The organism is Amycolatopsis sp. NBC_01286, assembly GCF_035982555.1.
Classification (GTDB): Bacteria; Actinomycetota; Actinomycetes; order Mycobacteriales; family Pseudonocardiaceae; genus Amycolatopsis.
Genome location: NZ_CP108428.1, coordinates 3,428,033 through 3,444,488, shown reverse-complemented (window position 1 = coordinate 3,444,488; position 16,456 = coordinate 3,428,033). Strand labels below are relative to the sequence as shown.

At 71.6% G+C, this 16,456-nt stretch carries 15 protein-coding genes; 4 read left to right on the top strand and 11 right to left on the bottom strand.

Going from position 1 to position 16,456, the window contains the following annotated elements:
- Positions 1-40: 40 nt before the first annotated feature.
- Complete coding sequence (locus OG570_RS16785; protein ID WP_326957498.1) at positions 41-1,312, bottom strand: MFS transporter; 1,272 nt, start codon at positions 1,310-1,312, stop codon at positions 41-43.
- 71 nt (positions 1,313-1,383) lie between these two features.
- Between OG570_RS16785 and OG570_RS16780 the strand changes: the two genes are divergently transcribed.
- Together OG570_RS16780 and OG570_RS16775 are read left to right on the top strand one after the other, a co-directional pair.
- Complete coding sequence (locus OG570_RS16780) at positions 1,384-2,277, top strand: LysR family transcriptional regulator (RefSeq protein ID WP_326957497.1); 894 nt, start codon at positions 1,384-1,386, stop codon at positions 2,275-2,277.
- 166 nt (positions 2,278-2,443) lie between these two features.
- Complete coding sequence (locus tag OG570_RS16775; RefSeq protein WP_326957495.1) at positions 2,444-5,689, top strand: GH92 family glycosyl hydrolase; 3,246 nt, start codon at positions 2,444-2,446, stop codon at positions 5,687-5,689.
- Between the two features lie 92 nt (positions 5,690-5,781).
- On the opposite strand, the gene OG570_RS16770 is transcribed toward OG570_RS16775, so the two are convergent.
- The 4 genes from OG570_RS16770 to OG570_RS16755 form a co-directional block, all read right to left on the bottom strand.
- A complete protein-coding gene (locus OG570_RS16770) occupies positions 5,782-6,330 on the bottom strand; it encodes a DUF4231 domain-containing protein (protein WP_326957493.1) in 549 nt (182 codons plus the stop codon).
- A gap of 28 nt (positions 6,331-6,358) precedes the next feature.
- The gene (locus OG570_RS16765; RefSeq protein WP_326951673.1) at positions 6,359-7,417 is read right to left on the bottom strand and encodes a glycosyltransferase; all 1,059 of its coding nucleotides are present in this window, start codon (positions 7,415-7,417) and stop codon (positions 6,359-6,361) included.
- Positions 7,418-7,538: 121 nt separating this feature from the next.
- Entirely contained in the window at positions 7,539-9,002 is a 1,464-nt protein-coding gene (locus tag OG570_RS16760) for a serine/threonine-protein kinase (RefSeq protein ID WP_326944581.1), read from the bottom strand.
- Positions 9,003-9,138: 136 nt separating this feature from the next.
- The gene (locus OG570_RS16755) at positions 9,139-9,939 is read right to left on the bottom strand and encodes an inositol monophosphatase family protein (RefSeq protein ID WP_326957491.1); all 801 of its coding nucleotides are present in this window, start codon (positions 9,937-9,939) and stop codon (positions 9,139-9,141) included.
- A gap of 27 nt (positions 9,940-9,966) precedes the next feature.
- Between OG570_RS16755 and OG570_RS16750 the strand changes: the two genes are divergently transcribed.
- Complete coding sequence (locus tag OG570_RS16750) at positions 9,967-10,665, top strand: creatininase family protein (protein ID WP_326957489.1); 699 nt, start codon at positions 9,967-9,969, stop codon at positions 10,663-10,665.
- Here the strand turns inward: OG570_RS16750 and ribA are convergent.
- The 6 genes from ribA to OG570_RS16720 are packed head-to-tail and all read right to left on the bottom strand — an operon-like array spanning position 10,654 to position 15,583.
- Positions 10,654-11,292: a GTP cyclohydrolase II gene (ribA, locus tag OG570_RS16745; RefSeq protein ID WP_247058202.1), complete on the bottom strand. Its 639-nt coding sequence runs from the start codon at positions 11,290-11,292 to the stop codon at positions 10,654-10,656. The genes OG570_RS16750 and ribA overlap by 12 nt on opposite strands.
- Complete coding sequence (locus OG570_RS16740) at positions 11,289-12,308, bottom strand: lysylphosphatidylglycerol synthase transmembrane domain-containing protein (protein WP_326957487.1); 1,020 nt, start codon at positions 12,306-12,308, stop codon at positions 11,289-11,291. Before OG570_RS16740 ends, ribA begins: the two co-directional genes overlap by 4 nt.
- Positions 12,305-13,135, bottom strand: a complete 831-nt coding sequence (locus tag OG570_RS16735) for a class I SAM-dependent methyltransferase (RefSeq protein ID WP_326957485.1) — start codon at positions 13,133-13,135, stop codon at positions 12,305-12,307. The genes OG570_RS16740 and OG570_RS16735 overlap by 4 nt, the downstream gene beginning before the upstream one ends.
- On the bottom strand, positions 13,132-14,199 hold the full coding sequence (locus tag OG570_RS16730) for a glycosyltransferase family 4 protein (protein ID WP_326957483.1): 1,068 nt from the start codon (positions 14,197-14,199) through the stop codon (positions 13,132-13,134). The genes OG570_RS16735 and OG570_RS16730 overlap by 4 nt, the downstream gene beginning before the upstream one ends.
- Positions 14,196-14,594 (bottom strand): 6-pyruvoyl trahydropterin synthase family protein, encoded by a 399-nt coding sequence (locus tag OG570_RS16725; protein ID WP_326957481.1) that lies wholly within the window; start codon positions 14,592-14,594, stop codon positions 14,196-14,198. The genes OG570_RS16730 and OG570_RS16725 overlap by 4 nt, the downstream gene beginning before the upstream one ends.
- Before the next feature lie 32 nt (positions 14,595-14,626).
- The gene (locus OG570_RS16720; protein WP_326957480.1) at positions 14,627-15,583 is read right to left on the bottom strand and encodes a zinc-dependent alcohol dehydrogenase; all 957 of its coding nucleotides are present in this window, start codon (positions 15,581-15,583) and stop codon (positions 14,627-14,629) included.
- A gap of 70 nt (positions 15,584-15,653) precedes the next feature.
- Between OG570_RS16720 and OG570_RS16715 the strand changes: the two genes are divergently transcribed.
- A complete protein-coding gene (locus OG570_RS16715; RefSeq protein WP_326957479.1) occupies positions 15,654-16,412 on the top strand; it encodes a CDP-alcohol phosphatidyltransferase family protein in 759 nt (252 codons plus the stop codon).
- Positions 16,413-16,456: the final 44 nt, after the last annotated feature.

Sequence of the window (16,456 nt, the reverse complement as noted above, 5' to 3'; positions counted from 1 at the left end):
CTTGCTAAAAAGTGGACACGGTGCCGATCAAGCCCATCTGTCATCGAGGGGAGGATCCGGCGACACTTTCCGTGACTGCAGGGTAAGGCGCCCAAGCAACCATCCCCGCTCCGACCAGCAGAACGGCCGCGGTGATCGTCAGAGTGAAAGCTGTCGAAGACGCAGGGGCGAGAGCTCCCAGGATCGCCACGCCCAGGACCGCGCCCGTTTGGCGGGCGGCGTTCAGCGCTCCGCCCGCGATGCCCGCCAGCTCTCGCGGCGCAGAGCCGACCACGGCGGTCAGCAGTGACGGGATGGCCAGCGAGACCCCGAAACCCAGCAGTACCAACGCCGCCACCGAAAGAGCGGGGGCCAGTGCCTGGAGCAGCGTGCCGGCCGACATCAGGAGGAAGCCCGACACCGCCGGGATCCGGGGGCCGATCCGGGCCACGAGACGGCCGGTGAAGATCGGGTTGAACGCCGTCGGAATCGTCAGCGGGAGGAACGCCAAGCCCGTCGACGACGGTGAATAGCCCCGAGTTTTCTGGAAATACAGCGACAGCACGAACAGAACACCTGACAATGCGAAATTCACCATCGCGCCTGCCAGCAGGTTCCGGGAAATGAGGCGGGACGGGAGCATCGCGTCCGGGCGGCGTTGGGATATCACGAACACCGCCGCGGTCGATGCGGACGGCAACAGTGCCCACCAATTCCGCTCGACCAAGGCGTACGTCAGCGTCGACAACGCGATCACCGCGGACACCTGGCCGGTCAGGTCGGTGTGGCGGGGTTTGGGTGGGGTTGCCGGGGCCTTGCGGGACAGGGCCAGCGCGATCAGCGCCACCGGGACGTTCACCACGAAGATCGCCCGCCAGCCGAACGTCTCCGTCAGCAGGCCGCCCAGCAGGGGGCCCGCCACCAGGCCGGTTCCGCTCACCGCCGCCCACACGCCCATGGCCTTCGCGCGGGACGCCGGTTCCGGGTAAGCGACCGCGATCAGGGACAGCGACGACGGCACCAGTAGGGCGGCGGCGATGCCCAGGAGGGCGCGCAACGCGATCAACATCGGGACGGAAACCGACAGAGCCGAGAGCAGAGAGAGCGGCGCGAACGAGAGCAAGCCCGTGAAGAAGATCCGGCGGGCGCCGTAGCGGTCGGACCACGCTCCCGCCGTCAGGAGGAACGCGGCGAACGTCAGCGTGTAGCCGTTCGAGATCCACTGTTGACCGGACAGCGATGGGGCTAGGGCCGGGAGCGCGACCGTGACGATCGTGGTGTCCAGCATGACCAGGAAGTAGCCCAGCGAGAGGCCGGTGAGGAGTCTTGGCACGGCTTCGAGCCTGGACGCTCCGTGACGTCGACGGAAGCAGGGAGTTACGATGGCCGGTATCGGGAACTCCGATGGGGGACACCATGGAACTGCGCCACCTGCGCACTTTCCGCGTCGTCGCGCGGACGCTCAACTTCACCCGTGCCGCCGGTGAGCTGCACTACGCGCAGTCCAGCGTCACCGAGCAAGTGCAGGCCCTCGAAGGCGAACTCGGGACGCCGTTGTTCGAGCGCGGACGGCGGCTGGCGCTCACCGCGGCCGGGGAGCGGCTGGTGGGGTACGCCGATCGGGTGCTCGCGCTCGTCGAGGAGGCCAAGGCCGCCGTCGACGACGAACGTGGTGAACCCGAGGGCGAGCTGACGATCGGGGCGCTCGAAACCCTCTGCGCGCACCGGGTTCCGGGGATGTTCAAGGAGTACCGGCAGCGGTGGCCGCGGGTGCGGGTCTCGGTTCGGGAAGGCGGGCGCGGCGAGCTGTACGCGGCCGTCCGGGAGTCCGAAATGGACGTTTGCTTCACGTTCGGGGACGCGCCCGCCGATCCCGCTTTCGCCAGCGAGGTGCTCGGCACGGAACCGCTCGTCGTGATCGTGCCCGACGGTCATCCCCTGGCGGCCAAGGCGGAGATCCGGCCCGGCGATCTGCACGGCGTCGGGTTCCTTGCCACGCAACGAGGCTGCGGCTTCCGGGAGATGCTGGACCGGATCGACGGGCCCGTCATCGAGGCCGAGGTCGGGAGCCTGGCCGCGTTGTGCCGGTGCGTCGCGCAGGGGCTGGGGTGCGGGATCGTGCCCGGGATCGTCGAGCACGACGGCGCGACGGCGATTCCGCTGGCCGGCGCGGAAACCAGCGTCACCATGACCTGGCGGCGGCGGGACGAACGCAAGCCGAGCATTGCCGCGCTGCTCGCCGTCGCGCGGAACCCGTTGTCCGATGAGGACAGGTTTCGCCCGCCGGCTCCAGGATGAACGCCGCTCGCCGACAACGCTGTCAGTGACGATGTTCGGTTACTGCGCGAAGCGGCCGGTTGAGGGCTTCTCAAACGCCCATCGAGGTGGAAAGGTGCTCACCGGACCGAGGACGTGACCAAAGGTCCGCTTCTGACAACGTTGTCATCTCCTGGGAGGTGCGCCCATGTGGTCGCAGAGCAGACGGTTGGCCGCCGCGGTGGCCGCGGGGGTGGTGGTCGTCGGCCTGGCCCCCGCCGTGGCGCAAGCCGCGCCGGCGGCCGCCGATCCGGTGTCGCTGGTGAACCCGTTCGTCGGCACGCAGAACTTCGGCAACACCTTCCCCGGCGCGAGCGCGCCGTTCGGCATGGTGCAGGTCAGCCCGGACACCGGCGGGCAGGGTGGGTACGACTACCTGCAGAACGCGATCTACGGCTTCAGCCAGACGCACCTGTCCGGCGTCGGCTGCGGCGTGATGGGCGAGCTGCCGATCATGCCGACGACGGGCGCCGTCGACAACGTTGACAAAGACGCCTACAAGTCCACCTACAGCCACGACGACGAGCACGCCGAGCCCGGCTACTACCGCGTCGGCCTGCAGAAGTACGGCGTGAACGCGGAGCTGACGGCGACCGCGCGCACCGGCTGGCAGCGCTACACCTTCCCGTCGACCGGCCAGGCGAACGTCCTGTTCAACACCGGCCAGGCCAACCAGTCCGTCAAGGACTCCGAGATCCACGTCGTCGGCGACCGGACCCTCGAGGGCCGCGTGCGCGCCGGCGGGTTCTGCGCCGGGCACGACGAGCACACCGTCTACTTCACCGCCACCTTCGACCGGCCGTTCAGCTCCTACGGCACCTGGCGCGGCTCGACGCGCACGCCCGCGAGCCGCGACGCCGCGGGCACCGGCGGCAACGGCGCCTGGGCGAGCTTCGACGCCACCACCGACCACGACGTCGTCCTCAAGGTCGGGCTGTCCTACACCGGGCTCGACGGCGCGCGGAAGAACCTCGCGGCGGAGACCAAGGACTTCAACTTCGACGCCACGAAGACCGCGCTGCACCAGCAGTGGGCCGACCGGCTCGGCGCGATCAAGATCGGCGGCGGCACCACCGAGCGGCAGACGGCGTTCTACACCGCGCTCTACCACTCGCAGCTGCACCCGAACCTCGCCGGCGACACCGACGGCACGTACACCGGCTTCGACGCCAAGGTGCACACGGCCGCCGGTTACACGCCGTACCAGAACTTCTCCCTCTGGGACACCTACCGGCCCCAGAACCAGCTGCTCGAAATGCTCGAACCCCAGGTCGCGCGGGACGTCGCGCTGTCGGTCGTCGCCATCGGCCGGGACGGCGGCTGGCTGCCGCGCTGGGCGCTGGCCGAGAGCGAAACGAACATCATGACCGGCGACCCGGTGACGCCGTTCCTCGTCGAGGCGTGGTCGAAAGGCCTGCTCGCCGGGCACGAAGAAGAGGCGTACGCGCTGCTCAAGAAGAACGCGACGAGCACGCCGCCCGCCGACTCGCCGTACAACGGACGTTCCGGCGTCGACTACTACAACGACCGCGGCTACATCCCGAGCGGGCTGACGCTCGGCACGGACTGCGCGGCCAAGGGCGGCGACAACGACTGCGAGCACCCGGCGTCGGCGACCATGGAGTACTCGGCGGCCGACGCGGCACTCTCGTTGATGGCGAAGGGACTGAACCACCAGGCCGACGCGCGGATGTTCGCCGACCGCGGCCAGTGGTACAAGAACCTCTGGGACTCCTCGACGCAGGCGTTCCGCCCGCGCACCACCGAGGGCACGTTCCTCACGCCGTACAACCCGGTCGACGCCGACCACCAGTTCCACGAGGGCGGCGCCTACCAGTACCAGTGGCTCGTGCCGCAGGACCCGGCCGGGCTCGTCTCGCTGATGGGCGGCAAGCCCGCGACGGAGAAGCGGCTCGACTCGTTCTTCGTCTACAACAAGCTGCTCACGGACCCGGCGGGGACCGCGCGCAACGACTGGATCGCCAGCCCGTACGACTACTACGGCAAGCCGACGTACAACCCGAACAACGAGCCCGACCTGCTCGCGCCGTACATGTACAACTGGGTCGGCGCGCCGGCGAAGACCGCGACCGTCGTCCGCGCGGCGATGACGCTGTTCACCACCGGCCCGGACGGCATGACCGGCAACGACGACCTCGGCACCATGTCCGCGTGGTACGTCTTCTCGTCGCTCGGGCTGTACCCGACGATGAGCGGCGCGAACTTCCTCGCCGTGTCGAGCCCGCAGTTCGAGTCGGCGACCGTCCGGATCGGCCAGTACGGGCGGTCGCAGGGCGGCACGCTCACGGTGAACGCGCCGGGTGCGAGCGACACCAACCGGTACGTCCAGAGCGTGTCGCTCAACGGCCGCGACGTCCGGCAGACGTCGCTGGACTGGCCGGCCCTGGCCCACGGCGGCACGCTGAACCACAAGCTCGGCTCGAAGCCGTCCTCGTGGGGGACTTCGGCCGGTGCCCAGCCGCCGTCGGTGAACAACGCCGTCGGTGACCTGCGGCGGCACGTCGACGCGTCGCTGCGGCAGACGTCCGTGGTGATCCCGGCCGGTGCGGCGCAGCAGGTGCACCTCGACCTGGACGTCGTCGCGCAGAACCCGCTGCTGCAGCCGGTGACCGTGACGGCGACCGCGCCGGCCGGGTGGAAGACGAAGGTCCAGCCGATCCAGGTGATCTGGTCCGGGCGGCTCCCGACGTCGAAGACGGTGCCGATCACGGTGACGGTGCCCGCGGGCACCGCCGCCGGGACGTACCCGGTGCAGGTCAAGGCGGCCGGGCTGGGCGCGAACACGGTTTCCCGCTCGGTGTCGATCGAGGTCCGGACGCCGTCGGCGTGCGCTTCCGCCGGGACGCAGTGCGCGGTCGACCTCGGCCGCGACTACAACCACGACGGCACGGCGACGGTCGCGGCGTCGTCCGACGGCAACTTCGACGGCGGCGGCTGGAGCTACGACGCCGCGCTGCTGCCGGCGGCCGGGCCGGTGACCTGGGACGGCGTCACGTACGCGGCACCGGACGCGTCGGGGACCGCGGCGAACTTCGTCGAGGCGCGGGGCCAGTCGCTGCTGCTCCCGGCCGGTGCGCACGCGGCGTTGCGGCTGGTCGGGTCGTCGCACAACGGCCCGGTGACGACCACGCTGACCGCGCACTACACGGACGGCACGAGCGCCGACCTCGCCGCGACGTTCGGCGACTGGGCGGGATCGGGCAGCCCGGTGGTGCTGGACATGCCGCACCGGATCAAGGCGGGCAGCGGCGTCGACGGGCCGGCGGTACGGCTGTTCGGCATCTCGGCGGCGCTGGACGGCGGGAAGACCCTGCAGTCGGTGAGCCTGCCGAACGACCCGCGGGTGGAGATCTACGCGCTCACCCTGGTGTGAGCGCTCGTTGAAAGCCGTGAAGGCCTCCTTACCGGCTCTTATGGCCGGTAAGGAGGCCTTCACGGCTTTTCGGTCGGGGCGGCGAGGTGCCGTCAGGACGGCCGGACCTCCGGGGCCTGGGGCGCTCGGTCGAGCTTGCGGAACTCGACCCACTGGCGGCTGACGTCCGACCAGGTCGCCTGGTGGCGGTCGAAGAACTCCTGCAGGCGCTCGCGGCTCAGCTCGGCCGTCGGGGTCGCGACGATGTAGTAGTCCATGTCGTCCCGCAGCCGGTTCAGGCCGTAACGGGTCTCTTCCATCAGCACCCAGCGCGACCGCCAGTTGAAGAACGTCTCGAGCCCGCCGAGCACGGTGACCAGCGCGACCATCGGCAACGCGATCGACGCCCGCGCCGGGATCTCCTGAATGCCCAGGACCACGGTCGACGCGGCGGTGAGCACGAGCGCGCTCACCCGCACGATCGACGCGCGCTGCCGGAAGCGGCGCTTGCGGACGTCGGCCCAGTCCATGTCGGCCGAGACCAGGTCGCGGAAGCCCAGCAGCGTCTCGCGCAGCGGGCGGTCCGCCTCGCGACCGGCGACTTCGAGGAACCCGCGTTCGGAGTCGAGGTGGTGGTCGGGCCGTTCGGACTGGGGCGCCATCCGGCCAGACTGCCAGCCGCGGCAAGGGTCAGGCGACGATGCGTGGCTCCGACGCCAACCTCGACAGCACCTGCGTCAGCCGTCTTGCCGCGACGTCCCATTCCTCCAGTGCGCTTCCCCGGCCCAGGGCCGCCGTGCGCAGGGATCTGCGTAGCTCCGGGTCCGCGTACCAGCGGTGCAGGGCGTCCGCCAGGGCGAACGGGTCGTTCGGGGGGACCAGCAGGCCCGGCATCTCGCCGTCCGCGTCGACGCCCAGGGCGTCGTACACCCCGCCCACCTCGGTCGCCAGCACCGGGATGCCGCGGGCCAGGGCCTGCGCCACGAACATGCCCGACGCGCCGCCGCGCGACGGGATCACCAGCAGGTCCGCCGCGTTGTAGGCCGCGCCCAGGTCCACCGCGTCGCCGGACAGCGTGATCCGGCCGCCGAGGCCGAGGCGCTCGATCGACCAGCCCAGCTCGTCGACGTAACCCCGGGACACCTCGAGCGAGCCGACGCAGACGCACGACAGCGCGAGGTGGTCGACCTCGCCCAGGGCCTCGACCAGCACGTCCTGTCCGTTGCGGCGGGTGACGTCGCCGACGCACAGCAGGCGGGACACGCCGTCCGCGCCGGCGGCCAGCGGGGCCGCGTCCGTGCCCGGCTTCGCCACGTAGACGCGGCTCGGGTCCAGGTCGTGGCGGTCGATCAGCAGCCGGGCCAGCCACGGGCTGGTCGCGACGACCATGCCCGCCATCCGCAGCGTCTCGCGCTCGCACGCGTCCAGCTCCGCGCGGCGCGCCGGGTCGAGGCCGGGCTCGTCGGCGAGGGCCTGGTGGACCAGGACGGCCAGCCGCAGCCGTCTGGCGTGCGGGACGACGATCTCGGGGACGCCGGCCGCGATCATGCCGTCGAGCAGCACCACCGTGCGGTCGGGCAGCGCCATGAGCGACCGCGCGAGCCGTCGGCGAGCCGTCGCGTCCGGCTCCGGCCAGTCGCCGACGATCGGCAGCTCCAGCACCGGCTGCCCGACGGCGGGCAGGTTCTGGCACATGCGCTTGTCGTAGCTGTCGCTGCCCGGCGGCGCGGCCGGGAGGATGAAGACCATCGGGTCGGCGGGCCTCATCGCGGACGCCGGGGCAGGGCGGTGGAAACGGACACGGCTACCTCCAGGCGCGGTCGACGACGATGACGGCTCATCTGTCACACGTGGCCGGCACCGGGTCGGTTCAGCCCTGTCCGTCGATCATCCAGACGCCGTTCTCCTGGACCATGGTGAAGGTGTCGTTCTCGGCCTGGCCGCCGTCGTAGACGACGTGCGCGGTGACCCGGTTGGGTCCGACCTCCCTCACGCCGCTGGCGTTCACCGACTTGAACCGGCTCCAGAAGCGCGTGTACGTGTCATACGTCTGGCTGCGCGACGCCTTGAAGTGGGCGGTCAGGAGCTTCCACGCCTCCGCCGGGTTGCCCGGGAGCAACTGGTAGTAGGAGTTGAGCGCGTCGGCGGCGTTCTTCGCGGACGCCACCGTCGAAATCGTCGGTGACGTCGGCGGTGCCGAGGTCGACGGCGCCGACGTGGGCGGAGGTGTCGGGGACGGCGAGGCCGAGGTGGGGGCCGAAGCCGAGGTGGACGGCGCCGGCGAGGCCGGTGGGGCGGCGTTGTCCTGCGGCGGCTTCTGGCGCACGACCAGCAGGATCGCCACGACGACCGCGACGCACAGCAGTGCCGCGCCCGCGCCGACGGCGATCATGCCCTTGCGCGCGCCCGGCGACACCGCGGCGACCTCGCCCGGCGGGGGCGGGATGACGGCCGAGGCCGGCATGGCGGCCGGCGCCTCCGGGATCGTCGCCGCGAGCACGGCCTCCCCCGGCTCGTCGTCCGTCAGCAGCGCCCGCAGCTCCCGCTCGACCTCGTCCATCGACGGCCGCTCGGCGGGTTCGGGGGCGAGCATCCGCAGCAGCAGCGGGGTCAGCCGCTCGGCCTTGACCGGCGGCTCGATCTCCCCGCTCGACGCCTTGTAGAGCAAGGCGATCGGGTTGTCCGAAGTGCCGTACGGCGTCGAGCCCTCGACGGCGGCGTACAGCGTGGCGCCGAGGGAGAAGACGTCGGCGGCGAAGCTCGCGTCCTCGCCGCGGGCGATCTCGGGCGCGAGGTACGCGGGCGTTCCGGCGATCTCGCCGGTGGCGGTGAGCTTGACGTCACCGATCGCACGGGAGATGCCGAAGTCGGTGATCTTCGCTGTGCCGTCGTCGGAGACCAGGATGTTGGCCGGCTTGACGTCGCGGTGGACGATCCCGACGCGGTGCGCGCCCGCCAGCGCGGAGCTGATCTGGGCGCCGACGCGGATGGCGTCGTCGACCGGAACCGGTTCCTCCTGGATCAGGACGGCGAAGCTCTTCGACGGCAGGTACTCCATCACCAGCCACGGCCGGTCCTCTTCCTCGAGGACGGCGAACACCGTGATCGCGTGGGAATGCTGCAACCGGGCCGCGATCCGCGCCTCGCGCATCGCGCGGTTCTTCGCTTCTTCGGTGCGGTCCTCGTCGTGGTCGTGCGGCAGCAGGAGTTCCTTGATCGCCACCGTGCGGTCGAGCCGCTCGTCCTGCGCGCGCCACACCGTGCCCATCGCGCCGCCGCCGATCGGCTCGATCAGCCGGTACCGATCGCGGATCCGGCGACTTTCCACGAGCATCCACCATTCTCCGAAGCGGCCGACGAGATCCGGCCAGCATGCCAGGCTCATCCGCCGACCGGTACCAACGTAACCGAAAACCTTGCGCGGACAGTGCAATCACGCACGTGGCGCTGCCCACCGTGTACCCGGAATCTTAACGAACAACCCCATGGGCACGATCAAGCGCGTCCACGATCTCCTTGCGCAGCCCGGCACCGACGGCGATCGTGGCCGTGGAATCGACCGAATGCTCGCTGCCGTCGCGGTCGACGACGGCGCCGCCGGCCTCGCGCACCAGCAGCACGCCGGCCATCGTGTCCCACGGTTTGTTGGCCAGAATCAGTGCTGCGTCGAGCTTTCCGTCCGCCACCCACGCCAGGTCGATCGCCGCGCTGCCGTACATCCTGATCTTCTGCGCCCGCGCGCCGAGGTCCGAAAGGAGCAACAGCCGGGCGCGGTTCTTCTCGTCCGCGAGTTCACCGATCGCGAAGTCACCCACGGCGATCATCGCGTCCGACATCTCCGTCGCGGCGGACGCGCGGACGCGCTCCCCGTTCGCGAACGCACCTTCGCCTTCCGCGGCCGTGTAGGTGACGCCCAGATAGGGCAGCGTGATCGCCGCGACCGTGCTCTGCGTGCCGTCCACCAGCGCCAGGGAAATCCCGCACAGTGGAATCCCGCGGGCGAAGTTCGCGGTCCCGTCGATCGGGTCGAGCGCCCACCAGCGATCACCGCCGTCACCGCTGCGCCCGCGCTCCTCGCCGAGGACGCCGATCTCCGGCGTCTCGGCGGCGAGGAACTCGCGCAGCGCGTCCTCGACCGCGGTGTCGACGTCGGTCACCAGGTCGCGATCACCTTTCGCGGAAACGGAAAAACTCGGGCGCGACCGGATGATCGCGGTCGCTTTCGCCACGGCTTCGCGCGCGACGTCCAGCAGTGCGGCATGCTCGCTCATGCCACCAACATAGAGAAGGGGTGCGCCATGACCGACCTGTTCCCGCTCGCGACCACGGCCGACGAGCAGCGGCGGCGGGCGGCGGTCGCGGTGCTGCCGATCGGCAGCTTCGAGCAGCACGGCGCGCACTTGCCGCTGGTGACGGACACCGTCATCGCCGCGACGCTGGCCAAGGCCGTCGCCGACGCCTACCCCGTGCTGCACCTGCCGCCGCTCCCGATCTCCTGCTCGCACGAGCACGCCGCGTGGCCCGGCACGGTCAGCGTCTCCGCGCGCACGCTGCACGCCGTCGTCACCGACGTCGCGGACTCGCTCGAAGCGTCCGGCGTGGACCGGCTCGTGCTGGTCAACGGGCACGGCGGCAACTACGTACTGTCCAATGTGGTCCAGGAGTCGAAAGGGTCGATGGCGCTGTTCCCCGGCGTCGCGGACTGGCAGGCCGCGCACACCGCGGCCGGCCTGCGGACGTCACTGGACGACGACATGCACGCGGGCGAGCTGGAGACGTCGATCCTGCTGCACGCGCACCCGCACCTGGTCCGGCCCGGCTACGAGACGGCCGACCACGTCACCGACCGCGAACACCTGCTGACGCTGGGCTTGCGGGCGTACACGGAGTCGGGCATCGTCGGCCGGCCGTCGCTGGCGACCGCGGCGAAGGGGCACGTCGTGCTGGACACGCTGGTCCAGCGCTTCGCCGCGGTGCTCGAGGTGTTAAGCGCCTGACAGGTGCGGGAGCAGGTGGTCCATCCGCTCGGCCTTCGTCCGGAGGTAGCGGAGGCTCTCCGGATTCGGCGGAACCAGCAGCGGAACCAGTTCGCTGATGCGGATTCCGTAGCGGGTGAGCTGGTTGGCCTTTTCCGGGTTGTTCGACAGCAGCCGCACCGAGCGGACGCCGAGGTCCTGCAGGATGCCGGCCGCCGAGTGGTAGTCGCGGGCGTCGATCGGCAGGCCGAGGGCCACGTTCGCGTCCACCGTGTCGAGGCCTTCGTCCTGCAGGCGCATCGCCTTGAGCTTGGCGAGCAGGCCGATCCCGCGGCCCTCGTGACCCTGGACGTAGATCAGCACGCCGGCGCCCTCTTCGACGATCCGGTCCAGGGCCGCCGCCAGCTGGTCGCCGCATTCGCAGTGCGTCGAGGCGAAGACGTCCCCCGTCAGGCACTCGCTGTGGACGCGGGTGAGCGTTCCGAGCTCGGTGATCTCGCCGTGGACCAGCGCGACCTGCTCGGTGCCGGTCCGGTCGAGGTAGCCCACCGCGCGGAAGGTCCCGTGCCGCGTCGGGAGCCGGGTGTCGACCACCCGCTCGACCACGGCCCGGTGCGGCAGGTTTTCGACGGCTTCGCTTGCGGTCATGACTTCAATCCCATCTCCGATTCGACAGGAACGTCGGCCGCCTTGCGCGGGACGGGGACGGTTCCGGCGTGCGGAGCGCGGGCCAGGCGGAACCCGGCGATGCTCCGGACGAGCAGGACACCGGCGCCGGGCAGGCTCGCGACCAGCGAGAGCACGCCGTAGACGACGGCGACGGTGACACCTTGGGCGGCGCCGAGGCCGGCCGCGCCGAAGAGCAGGGCGCAGACGCCTTCACGCGGGCCGAAGCCACCGACGTTGAGCGGGAGACCCATCGCGAGCAGCGCGAGGATCATCAGGGGCAGCAGCTGCCCGACCGGTGCGGCCACGCCGGCGACGCGGGCGGCGACGAGGAACAGCGCCAGGTGCCCGGCCAGCGTCGCGACCGACAGGAAGCCGACGGCGGGCCACGTCTCGCGGGTCAGCAGGCCCAGGCGGACGTCGGCGAGGGTGGCGGCGAAGCCGCGGCGCACCTTCGACGGGCTGTGGATCCAGCGGCCGCCGACCGTCCGGCCGATCACCGCGGCGGCGACCGCGAGCAGCACCACGACGACCCCGCAGAGCGTCACGACCTGGCGGAACGCGCCCGGCACGACCCCCGGCCAGGCCAGCACGACGGTGACGGCGGAGCCGATCAGGACGACCTGCCCCGCGGTGCGTTCGAGGACGACGGCGCGCACGCCGCGCGGCACGTCGCCGGACTCGCGGCCGTGCTGCACCGCGCGGTGGACGTCGCCGAGGACGCCGGCGGGCAGCACGCCGTTGAGGAACAGCGCGCGGTAGTAGTCGCCGACCGCGGTCCGCAGCGAAAGCCGCAGGCCGAGCCGGGTGGCGACGATCTGCCAGCGGCCCGCGCTGAACAGCGTCGTCGCGAAGCCGATGCCGAGCGCGGCCACCACGCCGACGGTGTCGATCCGGCCGAGGCCGTCGAGGAAGGCGCCGCTGCCGAGCTGCCAGACGAGCACCGCGAGGATGCCGACGGCGCCGAGGATGCGCAGCCAGGCGAGCGCGCGCTTCACGCCGCCACCTCCAGGCTCGGCGGCAGGACCAGCAGGTCGCCGTGGTGGATCACCGCGTGCAGCTCGCCGGCCTGCGCCATCTCCAGCCGGCGCTGCAGGTAGACGTCGGCGGCCGGGAGCAGGTCCGGGACCTGCTCGACAGCGGCGCCGACCCAGCCGCGCAGCCACTGTTGCTGCAGTTCCACCTGGTCGGGGCCGAGGCGCCAGGCGCTGGCCGCGCGGACCACGGTCGCGCCGAGCCGGCCGAACGCGGTCGCGGCGACGTCCAGCGCGGCCGGGCCGAGCAGGCGCCGGCCGGCGGTGATCCGGCGCTGGTGGGCGTTGAAGGCGGCGGCGATCTCGTCGTCGAGCGGATCGGCGGGCGACAGCTCGACGCGGCCGTCCACCGAGAGCATCAGCAGCGCCGCGCAGCCGGCCCCGACGATCGCGCCGGCCAGCGCCGTGACCTCGTCCTTGGTCAGCAGGTCGAGCAGCGCGGACGCGGTGACCAGCGACGTCCCGGCGAGGTCCGGCGCACGCAACGCCGTGACGTCGCGCTGCTCGGTGACGACGTCGACGGGGCTGCCGTCGAGCGCGGTCCGCGGCAGGCCGGCCTGGGCGTGGGCGAGCAGGGCGGTGTCGTGGTCGTGCAGGATCCAGTGCTGGGTGCCGGGCAGGCGCGCGGCCAGCCAGCGGCCGAGCGAGCCGGTGCCGCAGCCGAGGTCGCGGATGACGACGTCTTCGTCGTCGGTCAGGTAGTCCCGGAGCGGTTCGAGCAGCTGGGGCGCGCGGGCCGCCGCGTCGGCGGGTTCCCGCAGGCTCAGCCACTCCGTCGAGTACTCGGTCATGCGGCCGCCTCCTGCCGCTGCAGGACCTCGGCGATACGGCGCGCGGTGGCGTCCCAGCCGGTCAGCGTCTCGCGGCGCAGCTGCGCCGACGTGCGCAAACGCTTGCGCAGGTCGGCTTCGGTCAGCCAGCGGCGCAGCGCGGCCCCGAGCGCTTCGACGTCGTCGCCCGGCACGAGCATCCCGGGCACCGAGCCGTCCGGCGCGACGCCGACGGTGTCGGGCAGCGCGTCGACGTCGGTGGTCAGCACCGGCACGCCGCGGGAGAGGGCCTCGGTGACAACCATGCCGAACGTCTCGGCGCGCGAAGGCAGCACGAGCAGGTCGGCGGCGTGGTAGGTCGCGGCGAGCGCCGGGCCGGTCCGCGGGCCGGTGAGGGTGAACCGGGCGCCGAGGCGGTGCTCGCGCAGCCGCTCGACGTACTTCGTCTCCCGGCGGATGCCGCCGACGCACTCGCAGGTCCAGCGCAGGTCGGCGACGGTCTCGAGGGCCTGGGCGAGCACGCCCTGGCCCTTGCGCGGGGTCACGTTGGCCACGCAGACCAGCCGCGACATGCCGTCGGTGCCGATCGACAGCGGCGCCGGGTCGACCCCGGGCGTCACGGCGTGGACGCGGTGCGGGGCCAGGCCGTGGTGGCGGATCAGCCGTCGCGCCGCCCACTCGCTGGTCGCGACGACCGAGCTCGCGGCGTGCAGCGTCTCGCGCTCCAGCGCGTCCAGCTCGGCGGCGAGCGCGGGCGGCAGGCCGGTCTCGTCGGCCAGCGGCAGGTGCACCAGGACCGAGAGCGACAGGCGACGCGCCTGCGGGACGATCACCTCGGGCACACCGCACGCGACCAGGCCATCGAGCAGCACCGCGGAGCCGGTGGGCAACGCCGAGAGCAGGTGGCCGAGGACCGCGCGCGCCTCGGTGTCCGGCCGTGGCCAGCTGCCGCCGACGGCGATCTCGTGCACGTCCAGCCCGGCGGCGGTGAGGCCGTCGCACATCCGGCGGTCGTAGGTGTTGCCGCCGCTCGGGACGGCCGGGTCGTCGACGTCACCGGGCAGGATCACGTAGAGGGCGTTCACAGCGCACGCTCGTAACTCGCCCAGGCGACGTGCGATTCCTTCAGCGAGACGGTGATGCCTTCGAGCCCGCGCGCGCCTTCGCCGAGGCGGCCGGCGTGGATCGCGTCGGCGAGGCGGTCGGCGACGACCTTCGCGAGGAACTCGGTCGAGGTGTTGATGCCCTTGAACACCGGCTCGTCGTCGAGGTTGCGGTAGTTCAGGTCGCTCAGCACCGCCCCGAGCTCTTCCGTGGCCTTGCCGATGTCGACGACGATGTTGTCATCGTCGAGGTCGGTGCGGCGGAAGGTGGCATCCACCACGAAGGTCGCGCCGTGCAGGCGTTGCGCGGGTCCGAAGACTTCTCCGCGGAAGCTGTGGGCGACCATCACGTGGTCACGGACGGTGATGCTGAACACCAAGACCTCCGATGCGTTCGGGGTGGACGTGGTTACTGCGGCTGATACATGACACGGAGGCAGCGGGCGGAAAGTTCATTCGCGGCCATCCGGGGTAACACCGACGGCAGGTCGGCAAACGCGCATTCGCCGTTGACCAGCGCCTCGAACGCCGGATCGGCCAGAAGATCGAGAGCGACGCCGAGCCGCTGCGCGTAGTCGCGGTCCGGGCGCGCGACCGTGCCGACCTGGCTGCTGCGGATCGTCAGCCGTCGCGAGTGGAAGTTCTCGCCGAGCGGCACGCTGACCTTCCGGTCGCCGTACCAGGACAGCTCGACGACCTCGCCCTCCGGCGCGAGCAGCTCCAGCGCCTTCGCGAGGCCGGCTTCGGACGCGCTCGCGTGGACGACGAGGTCGCAGTCGCCCAGCGCCGCTTCCGGCGTCGCGAAGTCGACGCCGAGTGCGTCGGCGATCTCTTTCTGTCGCGGGTCGACGTCGATGAGCTGCACGCGCGTCGCGGGGAAGCCGGACAGCAGCTTGGCGACGCTGGCGCCGACCATCCCGGCGCCGATCACGGCGATCCGGTCACCGAGCCGCGGCCGCGCGTCCCACACGGCGTTGACCGCGGTCTCGACGGTGCCGGCGAGGATCGCGCGGCCGGGCGGGACGTTGTCGGGCACCAGGGTCACCGCGCTCACCGGGACGACGTACGCGGTCTGGTGCGGGTAGAGGCAGAAGACGGTCTTGCCCCGGAGCTCGCCGGTCTCGACGACGCCGACGTTGAGGTAGCCGTACTTCACCGGGCCGGGGAACTCGCCCTCCTGGAACGGCGCGCGCATGACGTCGTACTGGCTCGCCGGGACGCCGCCGCGGAACACGAGGGTCTCGGTGCCGCGCGAGACGCCCGAATACAGCGTGCGCACAAGGACTTCGCCCGATCCGGGGTCGCGCAGCGTCACGGGCCGGATCTCGCCTTCGCCCGGCTTTTGAACCCAGAAAGCGCGTTCCACGTGTTTCTCCTAGCAGGCGACCGGAGGCTGGTGTCGCCGCCACCCTATGAGCAAATTCGCGGAGCGGACGATGATCAAGCACGGACTTCTCCTACGCGCGGCGGTGCCGGCGTGGGTGCTCACCGCCGGGGCCGTCGCCGGTGGCCTAGCGCCGATCGCCTGGGCGACCGGGCTCGTGTTCGGCCTCGCGCTGGTGCTGCTGACGGGCTGGGGCCTGCGACGCACCGGCCGTGGGAGCTTCGGTCCGGCGGACTGGATCACCTTCGCCCGGGCGACGCTCGTCGGCTGCGCCGCGGAACTGATCGCGGACGCCCACCAGCCGATCGCGTGGCTGGTCGCGCTGATCGCCGTCGCCCTGGCGCTGGACGGCGTCGACGGCCAGGTCGCCCGCCGCACCGGGACGTCATCGGAGTTCGGCGCGCGCTTCGACATGGAGGTCGACGCGTTCCTGATCCTGCTGCTGTGCGTCCAGGTGTCGGAGAAGCTCGGCCTGTGGGTGCTGGCGATCGGCCTGATGCGCTACGCGTTCGTCGCGGCTTCGTGGGCGATGCCGTGGCTGACGGCGCCGCTGTACCCGAGCATGGCCCGCAAGACGGTGGCCGCGGTCCAGGGCGTGGTCTTGGTGGTCGCGGTGTCGGAGATCCTGCCGGTGGCGTGGACGTTCGCGGCGGTTGTGGTGGCGTTGACGTCACTGGTCTGGTCGTTCGGCCGCGACATCGTCTGGCTGGCCCGGACACGCGTCCCGGCGGAACGCCCGGCGCCGATCGTGGTCCTCACCCGCCGCCTCGGCCACGGCACAGCGCTGCCGGGCCACAACCAGGCCGCCTGACCTCGCGTCGGGTCGTGAGTGGTAATGAGGGTTCTAACCCGAAT

Excerpts from the sequence above, each read along its gene's own strand:
- OG570_RS16780 (WP_326957497.1), top strand. The coding sequence starts at position 1,384 with ATGGGGGACACCATGGAACTGCGCCACCTGCGCACTTTCCGCGTCGTC.
- OG570_RS16775 (WP_326957495.1), top strand. The coding sequence starts at position 2,444 with ATGTGGTCGCAGAGCAGACGGTTGGCCGCCGCGGTGGCCGCGGGGGTG.
- OG570_RS16770 (WP_326957493.1), bottom strand. The coding sequence starts at position 6,330 with ATGGCGCCCCAGTCCGAACGGCCCGACCACCACCTCGACTCCGAACGC.
- OG570_RS16765 (WP_326951673.1), bottom strand. The coding sequence starts at position 7,417 with ATGGTCTTCATCCTCCCGGCCGCGCCGCCGGGCAGCGACAGCTACGAC.
- OG570_RS16760 (WP_326944581.1), bottom strand. The coding sequence starts at position 9,002 with ATGCTCGTGGAAAGTCGCCGGATCCGCGATCGGTACCGGCTGATCGAG.
- OG570_RS16755 (WP_326957491.1), bottom strand. The coding sequence starts at position 9,939 with ATGAGCGAGCATGCCGCACTGCTGGACGTCGCGCGCGAAGCCGTGGCG.
- OG570_RS16750 (WP_326957489.1), top strand. The coding sequence starts at position 9,967 with ATGACCGACCTGTTCCCGCTCGCGACCACGGCCGACGAGCAGCGGCGG.
- ribA (WP_247058202.1), bottom strand. The coding sequence starts at position 11,292 with ATGACCGCAAGCGAAGCCGTCGAAAACCTGCCGCACCGGGCCGTGGTC.
- OG570_RS16735 (WP_326957485.1), bottom strand. The coding sequence starts at position 13,135 with ATGACCGAGTACTCGACGGAGTGGCTGAGCCTGCGGGAACCCGCCGAC.
- OG570_RS16715 (WP_326957479.1), top strand. The coding sequence starts at position 15,654 with ATGATCAAGCACGGACTTCTCCTACGCGCGGCGGTGCCGGCGTGGGTG.